We start from the raw sequence: 9,041 nt of genomic DNA, 5'->3' as shown, positions 1-9,041 counted from the left end.
CTTACTCGGCGGCCTCGGTTACACCCACGAGGATTTCGCGGATTTCAGCCTCTTTGATGTCGTCATGCTCGGCGATGACCACCAGACGCGAGCGACGCTCTTCACCTGGCTCCCACGGGCGGTCGTACTGATGACGCACACGGGCCCCGACGGCCTGCACCAAAAGGCGCATGGGTTTGCCGGTAACAGCGGCATAGCCTTTGACCCGCAGGATGTTCAGTTCATTCGCCAGACGTTCGATATTGGCGACCAGCTGGGCCGGATCGGTCTGTTCCGGCAGCTCGACAATGATGCTTTCGAAATCATCATGCTCGTGATCGTGGTGGCCATCGTGATGGCTGGGACGTGCCTCCATGTCATCTTCGGCAGCGGCCTCAAGCCCCAGCACAACACGTACATCCACAGCGCCTTCGGCCACTTCGACCACGGGCAGCGGGCGCGGAGCCTCTGCCGCGATGATTTCCTTGGCCTTGGCGACCCCCTCGGGGCCAGCAAGATCAGGCTTGGTCAGCAGAATGATGTCGGCGCAGGAGATCTGGTCCTCGAACACCTCGGATAGCGGCGTTTCGTGATCAATCGAGTCATCGGCCAGGCGCTGGGCATCCACCGCAGCGACATTCGGGGCAAAGCGACCGGCGGCCACAGCTTCGGCATCGGCCAGAGCAATTACGCCATCCACGGTGATTTTCGAGCGGATATCCGGCCAGTCGAACGCTTTCAGCAGCGGCTTGGGCAAGGCCAAGCCAGAGGTTTCGATCAGAATGTGATCGGGGCGCGGCTCTAGCGCCATCAGCGCCTCGATGGTCGGGATGAAATCATCTGCCACGGTGCAGCAGATGCATCCATTGGCCAATTCCATGATGTTTTCCGCCGGGCAATCGGGGATCGCGCAGGATTTGAGGATATCGCCATCGACGCCAACATCTCCAAACTCGTTGACCACAATGGCCAGGCGCTTGCCCTGCGGGTTCTGCATCAGATGACGCACGAGCGTGGTCTTGCCCGAGCCCAGAAAGCCGGTGATCACAGTGACGGGCAGTTTTTCGAGATTGCTCATATCTAAGCTCCAATCGGGGGAATGCGGGCCGCACAGTTTTTGCGGAAATGTTCAGGACGTTCGCGCCATTTAACGAGGCCATCTTGGGTCGCGAGATATTTGGTCGCGCCTTCAACAATGGTCTCGACATGATCGGTTTCATCGAGATGCTCATAGACAAAGGTCCAACGTTTGGGTCCGCCACGCAGCACAATCGAGCAGCCCTGATCGCAATTTGAAAGGCATTCTACTGCCTTCAAAGTGACGCCATCAGGAAGTTCTGCCTGCTCCAACGCCTTGTGCAGCAACGCCCCAGGACGATCTGCATCATTCTCGACGGGCAGGCCGCGGCGGCAGGTCGTGCACACCAGCAGTTCAACAGGTGTGGTCTCGGTCATGTCTCTCATCCCCCCAAATCCTCTTCGCGGGGGACGGGGTTTCATGCGGGCCACGTATTGCGACATGGGCCCGACACCGGATCACCCCGTCCGGTTTCAACTTCGGATGTTGGCAGGTCTCCCGGCTTGCGGATGTCAGAGGCTGGCCTCTGGCAGATGTCCCGCCTTCCCGGCCTGTCTGGCCAGTGGCTTTGGGCACCCTCTCCGGTCACGGTCGCGGGGGCGGCTGCGTTTGACGGTTGACCGCTGACGCATTCCCTTTTCATCTGCATGTGCAGACACCAACGGATGGGACATGCGGCACGGGCAGGGGGCTTGTCAAGCGCGGCAGACGCACGGAAATCATCGAGAATGGAAAAGCGACCTGCCAATGCCTGTCAGCGGCATGTTTGGTCAGCCATATGCAAAATGACCGCAGGCGAACTTGGGCTTTGCGCCTCGAAGATATCCAGACGAAAGGATTCGCGGGCCCGTTACTTCAAAGGGCATATCGCGTGGAATCGATAGAGCGGTCAAATTTACCGGCCGAGCCAGTGAGTTCACCGCCTTCTGATCAATCCGGTGTCAAGCTTCACTCAGCAGAGCACTGCCGTGGCGAGACGGCGTGTCGCAGGCTCGAAAAGCCGAATGCGAAGCAACTGTTTGAAAGTATTGGAGGCGAGTACCTGTTTTGAAATCGAACCCTGTCAGAATTAATAGATAATAAAAACAGATACTTAAACCCATCTCGCATTCTTCGTAACCAAGAAATGTTGCGGGATTTGTTGCGGGATTTTGGTCAGCTCATTTAGAGATCCAAATTTTGTCGTGCTGCTGTGGGTAAGTGTTTGCTGACGCTTTAACTTCGGACGAAACATAGCCTCTTTGAACCCGCTTTAAACCAGTCCAAAACTTTCGAATTTCCAATATGCGAGAGTTCTTTGAGTAGTCGACGTAATGATCTTCATTCTGACCGTCTTTTCGTCTCATAATGGAGGCGTGTTTAGGATAGTCGCCTTTGGCGATCTGTAACACATGGTCGGCGGAGTGGAGCGTGTTTAAAGCACCTTCCAAGACAGCCTCGGTAGCTGCCCTGAAGTCTTCGTGACAAAGTGCGAGGCACGAAATGAACCCTCGTGCAAAGAACTTCAAGTCCAAATGCTTAAAGCCCAATGCACTAACTTCATCTCTAGTGCGTCGTTTGAGTCTGTCAGAACTACAGAAGTCCTCGACCGAAATCTTAGGGTCAGTTGTAATTCGTAGGCGAGTCGGTGTGTCATCTCTGACGTTGTCCGTTGGTGACTGATTAAAGTCGCCGAATGCGAGAGTTCCCAGAGGCAAACGGTTGTGCAAAGCATGATTGCGAAGCTCGTACATAACTCGGTACTCAAGGCTGCCATCAAAAACAGAACTGAAGCTGCTTTGAAGGTCTATTTGTCTTCCAACAAGTTTAGAAAGCAAAGACATGCGCCTATGCAATTGTTCCTCGTAGACTCTAGACGCCGTAAGTACTGAGATCAGCTTAAGGTTCACATTTTGCCTAGCGTCGTCGAAGAAGTGATCAACGTCTCGTTGCATGTCCTTCTCGAAAAGATACCTAAGTCCGACGCTGATCAGGCTTTCTTCAAACTCGATGAAGGCATTTGCCAATAGGGTAAATGTGTCTTCTACGTCCCAAATTGGCTTGATGACATTCTTGGCATGAAGGATTTCATTGAAACGATCTTCGTCAATTTCGACAGCCATTCCCCCAATAAAACCTTCCGCGAGAAGAAACTGTGCCATGAAAATACCTGTTGCTGTCTAAGCGTTTGCGACCCAAAAATCCGCTCCATTTTAAATGAGAGCGAAACACGGATTTAGAGGGAACAAGTCCCCAAAAAGTCAACAAGAAACGTGTTGCGGGAAATGTTGCGGGATTTTGCAAAAAGTTAACGTGCGAAAGCCGGGCAACTATTTGAAATCAAACAGTATCAGATGGTTAGGTTTTTTCGGTGTTAACTTTTATGGAGGCGAGTACCGGAATCGAACCGGTGTACACGGATTTGCAATCCAGAAAGAGCGTAAGCGAAAACAACGGCTTAAGGGTGCAAAACACCCCCTGACAAAAAGTGAACAAAAAGCGAAAGTTTCAAAGCCAAATTCGCCGTTTCAAAACGAAAAAGGCCCCGTCACAGCGGCAACTGTGAACCGGGGCCAAATAGAAAAAGCCTGTCAGCTTTCGCAGTACGTTAGCATGAGCAAGCGCCACACCGCAAACGCTCAGTCGGCTTTTTCGCGGCCGTTGACCGGTGAGGTGGTCCAATGAGCTGGCGCATCGCAAATGAATGCGCCGAGCGCCGCTTTGGCAGTGCCGCACGCAAGCAGATCATCATGTTTCTGGCCGACAAGGCGAGCGATGATGGCTCTGGTATCTGGTGCTCCAAGGGGACTATCCAGCGCCACACAGAGCTCAGCGAGAGCACGGTGAAGCGCACGATCATCGACTTCCTGCGCGAAGGCATTCTGATCGAGACAGGGCGGCGGCATTGCAAGAACGGCTACACCGTCATTTACCGCATCGTTCTGGAGCGCGTGGCCGCGCTCGAACCCACGGCTGAGCCCGACATCGAGACGGGGGTCACTGTGAACCCCGTCCAGCATGACCCCGGTACGGGGTCCACGGTGAACGGGGTACGGGGTTCACGGTGGACCCCAAACCATCCTAAAACCATCCATAAACCACCTACGCGCAAGCGCGAGGCGGCGGAGGAGGTTGAAGATCTTGAAGCTGAGAAAATCTTGGCGGCCTATCCCGAAGACAGGATCCGAGATCGGCGGACCAGTCTGCGCCTAATCGCAGCGGCTGTGAAAGCCGAGGTGGAGCCCGATGATCTGAAACAGGCGGTCAAAGCCTATGCGAAGGAAAGCGAGGGCTTCACGCGCAGCAAGGTCTGCTTCTCAGACAATTGGTTCAAGATGCGCCGGTGGGAGAAGGGACTGGCCCAGATACAGGCCGATCGCAAAAAGGCGCGAGAGGCCGAAGCCAATGGCCGTGCGAGTCTTGCCGAGTGGATTCACGAGTGTCATCCTCTGTGCCGCCACATCACCAACCGGCAGATCGAGGACTTGATCGCGTCAAAGCTGGTGACGCCTGAACAGGTTCGCGCGGCGGGGCTGCAGGTATGAGTGCAGCTCGCATGTTACGCTGTGGCGCAAAATTTATATTTTTACGTTGCGGCGTAATTTTCTTTGATTTACGCTGTGCCGTAAAAGGAGCCGCATCATGGACCTCACTGCACGAACGGCCGAGCAGATCGGCGAGGCACTACGCCGGACGCGCAAAGCGCGCGGCTGGACCCAAAGCGATATCAGCGCGCGCACGAATTTGCGCGTCGCGACGATTTCGTCGCTCGAGAATGGCGACGCGGGAACCAAGCTCGCCACTGTGCTCGCTGTCATGGCGGCTCTTGGGCTTGAGTTCCGATTGGTGGAGCGCGGTGGCTCGCTTGAGATTGAGGATATCTTCTGATGGCCAAACGCGGGCGTAGCGGCACGATGCAGGTGCTTCTGAATGGAAGGCTGGTGGGGGCTTTGCGTCTCGCAGGCTCGGGCGCAATCAGCTTCACCTATGATCCGGACTGGCTGTCGTGGGAACACGCCATGCCCATCTCTCTGTCCCTGCCTTTGCGTGAAGAGGCGCACCAGGGCGGACCTGTGATTGCCTACCTGGAAAACCTGTTGCCCGACAATCAGGCGATACGTGAACGTGTCGCCGCTCGGGTGCGCGCTGGAGGTACAGACGCATGGCACATGCTGGAGAAGATCGGGCGCGATTGCGTAGGTGCCTTGCAGTTTGTTTCGGGTGAGATCCCCGAAGTTGGCGCGCTCGAGGGCGAGCCCGTGTCTGAGGCGCAGATAGCGGATATGCTGCGCAACCTTGCAAGTGCTCCGCTTGGCTTGGACGAGGAAGACGACTTCCGCATTTCCATTGCAGGGGCACAGGAGAAAACGGCGCTGCTGCGCCATGAGGGCGCATGGATCCGTCCATCGGGGCTTACCCCAACGACCCATATCCTCAAGACCCAGCTGGGTGTTTTGCCCGCAGGGATTGATCTATCCGACAGCGTTGAAAACGAGTATTTCTGCATGAACTTCTGCCGTGCCATGGGCATGGATGTCGCAGAAATCGAGATTGCCGACTTCGAAGACGTACGAAGCCTTATCGTAACGCGGTTCGATCGGCGCTGGACCAAGGATGGCCGATTGATCCGCCTCCCGCAGGAAGACTTTTGTCAGGCGCTCTCGGTCCCACCCAGTCAAAAATACCAAATGGATGGCGGGCCGGGGATCACCGAAGGGGTCGGGTTGCTGAAGGGCAGTGATGACCCCGAGGCGGATCAGCGCGCCTTCTTCCGCGCACAGGTGCTGTTTTGGCTCCTGGGAGCGACGGACGGGCACGCCAAGAATTTCAGCATCGCATTGCGCCCTGGTGGTTTCCTTATGACCCCGCTTTATGACGTGCTGAGCGCGCAAAAAGCCGTGGATGATGGTCAAATCCGCCAGAACCGGATGCGCCTCGCGATGGCGGTCGACGGGCACTATCGGATCAATGAGGTGGTGCCTCGCCATTTCCTGCAGGCTGCAAAGACGGCTGGTTTTGGTGTGGCGCTGGCGGAAGAGGTCTTGTCGAACATCGCGATGGGGCTTGAACCCGCCTTGGACAAGACACTTGCAGACTTGCCGGATGGGTTCCCGCAGCCATTGGCCGAAGCCATTGTTGCTGGCGCACGACGTCGCTCAGCTGCCTTTGATGCCGTATGATCCGCAGGTCATATTTCCGCTTTATGATCGGTAGATCATATTTACTGAGAGAAATCTGCAGGCCCAGTACAGGAGTTGCAGCGTTCCAGGCCAGCTTTGACGGTCCAGCACAGGGATTGATGGCCAACCCAGATCCTCAGCGCCGTGTTTCTGATTGCTGAACATAAGCGGGCAGCCGTGCCGGACGCGGTGCAGGCCCCGCTTCAACAAGAAAATTCCCCTGCGCCAGCGCATTCCTCGCGAGACAAGTTTCTCGCTGACAGCCCCTTGGTGCCAGCTTTGGTCATGTTCATCGAAACACTCAAAGTGAGGATCAAAAAATGGCTACTCAAACTCTGAAACTGAACGTCAAAACCGGCGAAAAAGACGGCAAGAACTTCTGGGACCGCTGCGGCGTCCTCTTCGTGAACACCGACGACACCGGCAGGTCCGCAAAGGTGAAACGTCGTCGACCGTGGTCAAATACGGGACGTTCACCCGAGAGAACGAATTGGGCATCGAGGAAGAGCTTCCCTATGCGCGCGCATACCGCGTTTTCAATGCCGATCAGATCGAAGGTTTGCCGGAGGACTACTACATCCGGCCCGAGGCCCCGCGCGACCTGGGGACGGCGGCAGACCCCGAACTTGAAGCGTTTTTCGGCCGGACGGGTGCTGAGATCCACACTAGCGACGACCCACGCGCCTATTACAGCCCCGCCAAGGACCACATCCACATGCCGCCGATTGCCACGTTTCACGATGCAGCAGGCTATTATGGGACGTTGGCCCATGAGCTCATCCATTGGACCGGCAGCGAAAAGCGGCTTGAGCGGATCAAGAAATTTGCGAACCGTGAGGCCTATGCCTTTGAAGAGCTGGTGGCGGAAATCGGCGCTTGTTTCCTTGGGGCTCAGATTGGCGTTGCTCCGGAGTTTGACCAAAGCGCAGCCTATGTCGAAGGGTGGCTGAACGCTCTCAAAGAGGACAAGCGGGCGATTTTTCGCGCGGCGTCCGAGGCGCAGAAGGCAGCCGATTTTGTCCTAGCAGCCGCAGGTCAATCGAAAGCGGCCGCAGCATGAGCGGCCCCGCTATCTTGCCCCCGATGACGTGCCGCAAATGCGGCGCGTCAAACCCTGTGATTTTTCTGGCACCGGTCATCGTTAAATGCAGTTGTTCGTGCGTTTGCTTGGATTGCGCCGAGGCCCGTTCGTGGCTGGACCCGGACGGCAACTTGAAGCCCGGTGTTGAGCTTTGAGCACCTGCGCCCCGCCTCATGTGGCGGGGCGCAGGCATTTTGAACCATATGACAAATTGTGGCCCGTGCTGCTGCGCACGAGCCGCCCTGAGAAACGGACTGTGCGGAGGCTCGACCGGCTTTCAGCCCACTCACCTCCTTCAGGCTTCTTTTAATTTGATTGGTCCGCCCAACATCCCTGTCGCGTCCCGTCGATGGGCAAGCGCCGCGCGGGCGCGTCGTCAAAGCCTGCAACCCGTGTCCTCGCGCGGGGCGCGCTGCGGGCCGCACCAGTTGCTGGCTTTGACCCATTGACTGGCCGCTCTTGGGCCGTGGGTCGGGCTGTGCCCCCACCCACTCTGTTCCGCCGAATACATGCGTATTCGGTCAGATCAGATGGCCGGTGTGCAGCCCATCGGCGGAAGGGGGCGCACGCCCCAACCGCAGCATCCAAAAGGAGGCCACAAATGGCTCACAAATATCAGTCCCCGAAATTCTGGACCTGCGACTGTGATCGGATGACCGGCGGTCACATCATTGACGGGCTCTATAGCACCTGCATCTATTGCGGGAAGCATCGGCACGAGCTGAAGGAGATCGTTGTTCCGTCAGGTTTGGGCGGCGTGTTCTGTGTCGAGATCCTCAGCGTCGAGGATGATTGCGCCAAGATGAAGGTGGCCAAAAGCTCGAACGGCTTTGACGCGCTACCGCCCTTCACTGTGTCGTTCAAAGACATCGCGCCGCGTTGGAAACACAAGGCGGGAGAAATCCAATGATCCCTGACTTTCATAGCGATGATTTTGCGACTGCGCGTCTGGAAGATACCGTCAGCTTGCGCAGCGCCGCCCGCGAGGCCCGCGCCACGCTTTACGCGGTGTTGAACCGGCTGGAACTGAACGATCTGGACGGTGAGGAGCAGCCCTATATCGACGATTGTCTTGGGGCTCTCGCAATCCTTGAGGAGGCGTTGCGATGACCTTGGAAGACATCAAAGCAGCAATGGACGCGGGCAACCGCGTTCATTGGGTCAACAGCGGGTATGTGGTGACGCGTGATCGCCTTGGGCAATACCTCATCACATTCACGCGGAACGGGTCGGCTATCGGTTTGACCAGTTGGGATGGCACCCGCCTGAACGGCAAGCCTGACGAATTTTTCATCGAGGAAAACGCCGAGGATTGCCATGAAGTATTCTGACATCAGGCAGGCGGCCCGTGAGGGCCGTGCCAGTGTGCATCTGCATGGGTTCTGTAATCTGCACGATGGCGGGCAGGAGTATTGTGATGATCCAGCACGGATCGATGGCTGGGCGATCTATGTCCGAGTGGAGACCCCGGATGATCCGCAACAGCCCTTTCATCTGCACGAGCTGCCCGACCATCAAACCTATGCCAGCGCCGAAAGCGCGGCCCGCGCAATAGCGCTGCAATTGCTTGGCGATGCGGAGGCGTGGGACCACGATTAGTGGTGCCGCGCCTCGCGCATGTGGCCGGGCTTTGCCCGGCGGTCACAGCCTAGGGCTGCTCCAAACGGAATACAGGCAGTTGATGCAATATTATAATATTGAATCAATTGTGGCGAAATGCCATAACAGGGCTGCCTGTATGATG

12 protein-coding genes and 1 riboswitch are annotated in these 9,041 nt (G+C 56.7%); of the genes, 9 read left to right on the top strand and 3 right to left on the bottom strand.

Features of this window, described 5'->3' with window-relative positions; genetic code table 11:
* Position 1 precedes the first annotated feature (1 nt).
* From cobW to AC2FLB_RS03605, 3 genes are all read right to left on the bottom strand, one after another.
* Positions 2-1,057 carry a cobalamin biosynthesis protein CobW gene (gene cobW, locus AC2FLB_RS03615; protein ID WP_142632900.1) on the bottom strand — a complete coding sequence of 352 codons (1,056 nt, stop codon included), beginning with the start codon at positions 1,055-1,057 and terminating at the stop codon, positions 2-4.
* A gap of 2 nt (positions 1,058-1,059) precedes the next feature.
* Positions 1,060-1,434: a DUF1636 family protein gene (locus tag AC2FLB_RS03610; protein ID WP_142632902.1), complete on the bottom strand. Its 375-nt coding sequence runs from the start codon at positions 1,432-1,434 to the stop codon at positions 1,060-1,062.
* Between the two features lie 94 nt (positions 1,435-1,528).
* Positions 1,529-1,735, bottom strand: a riboswitch (cobalamin riboswitch).
* Between the two features lie 482 nt (positions 1,736-2,217).
* Positions 2,218-3,198 (bottom strand): hypothetical protein, encoded by a 981-nt coding sequence (locus tag AC2FLB_RS03605; protein WP_496708643.1) that lies wholly within the window; start codon positions 3,196-3,198, stop codon positions 2,218-2,220.
* A gap of 151 nt (positions 3,199-3,349) precedes the next feature.
* Here AC2FLB_RS03605 and AC2FLB_RS03600 point away from each other — a divergent pair, with 151 nt between their 5' ends.
* The 9 genes from AC2FLB_RS03600 (at position 3,350) to AC2FLB_RS03560 (ending at position 8,896) form a co-directional block, all read left to right on the top strand.
* Positions 3,350-3,721: a hypothetical protein gene (locus tag AC2FLB_RS03600; protein WP_496708642.1), complete on the top strand. Its 372-nt coding sequence runs from the start codon at positions 3,350-3,352 to the stop codon at positions 3,719-3,721.
* Positions 3,718-4,581 (top strand): hypothetical protein, encoded by an 864-nt coding sequence (locus AC2FLB_RS03595; protein ID WP_496708641.1) that lies wholly within the window; start codon positions 3,718-3,720, stop codon positions 4,579-4,581. Before AC2FLB_RS03600 ends, AC2FLB_RS03595 begins: the two co-directional genes overlap by 4 nt.
* A 97-nt stretch (positions 4,582-4,678) precedes the next feature.
* Complete coding sequence (locus AC2FLB_RS03590) at positions 4,679-4,924, top strand: helix-turn-helix domain-containing protein (RefSeq protein ID WP_036560649.1); 246 nt, start codon at positions 4,679-4,681, stop codon at positions 4,922-4,924.
* Positions 4,924-6,216 (top strand): type II toxin-antitoxin system HipA family toxin, encoded by a 1,293-nt coding sequence (locus AC2FLB_RS03585; protein WP_496708640.1) that lies wholly within the window; start codon positions 4,924-4,926, stop codon positions 6,214-6,216. The genes AC2FLB_RS03590 and AC2FLB_RS03585 overlap by 1 nt, the downstream gene beginning before the upstream one ends.
* Before the next feature lie 454 nt (positions 6,217-6,670).
* The gene (locus AC2FLB_RS03580; protein ID WP_496708639.1) at positions 6,671-7,276 is read left to right on the top strand and encodes an ArdC family protein; all 606 of its coding nucleotides are present in this window, start codon (positions 6,671-6,673) and stop codon (positions 7,274-7,276) included.
* Between the two features lie 622 nt (positions 7,277-7,898).
* The gene (locus AC2FLB_RS03575) at positions 7,899-8,207 is read left to right on the top strand and encodes a hypothetical protein (protein ID WP_496708638.1); all 309 of its coding nucleotides are present in this window, start codon (positions 7,899-7,901) and stop codon (positions 8,205-8,207) included.
* Positions 8,204-8,407, top strand: coding sequence for a hypothetical protein (locus AC2FLB_RS03570; protein ID WP_282094172.1), 204 nt, complete (start codon positions 8,204-8,206; stop codon positions 8,405-8,407). Before AC2FLB_RS03575 ends, AC2FLB_RS03570 begins: the two co-directional genes overlap by 4 nt.
* Complete coding sequence (locus tag AC2FLB_RS03565) at positions 8,404-8,628, top strand: hypothetical protein (RefSeq protein WP_496708637.1); 225 nt, start codon at positions 8,404-8,406, stop codon at positions 8,626-8,628. Before AC2FLB_RS03570 ends, AC2FLB_RS03565 begins: the two co-directional genes overlap by 4 nt.
* Entirely contained in the window at positions 8,615-8,896 is a 282-nt protein-coding gene (locus AC2FLB_RS03560; RefSeq protein WP_496708636.1) for a hypothetical protein, read from the top strand. The genes AC2FLB_RS03565 and AC2FLB_RS03560 overlap by 14 nt, the downstream gene beginning before the upstream one ends.
* Positions 8,897-9,041 lie beyond the last annotated feature (145 nt).

Source organism: Ruegeria sp. CDSA236 (assembly GCF_059611285.1).
Note: the sequence above shows the minus strand (reverse complement) of the source record. Positions and strands in the feature narration are given on the sequence as shown.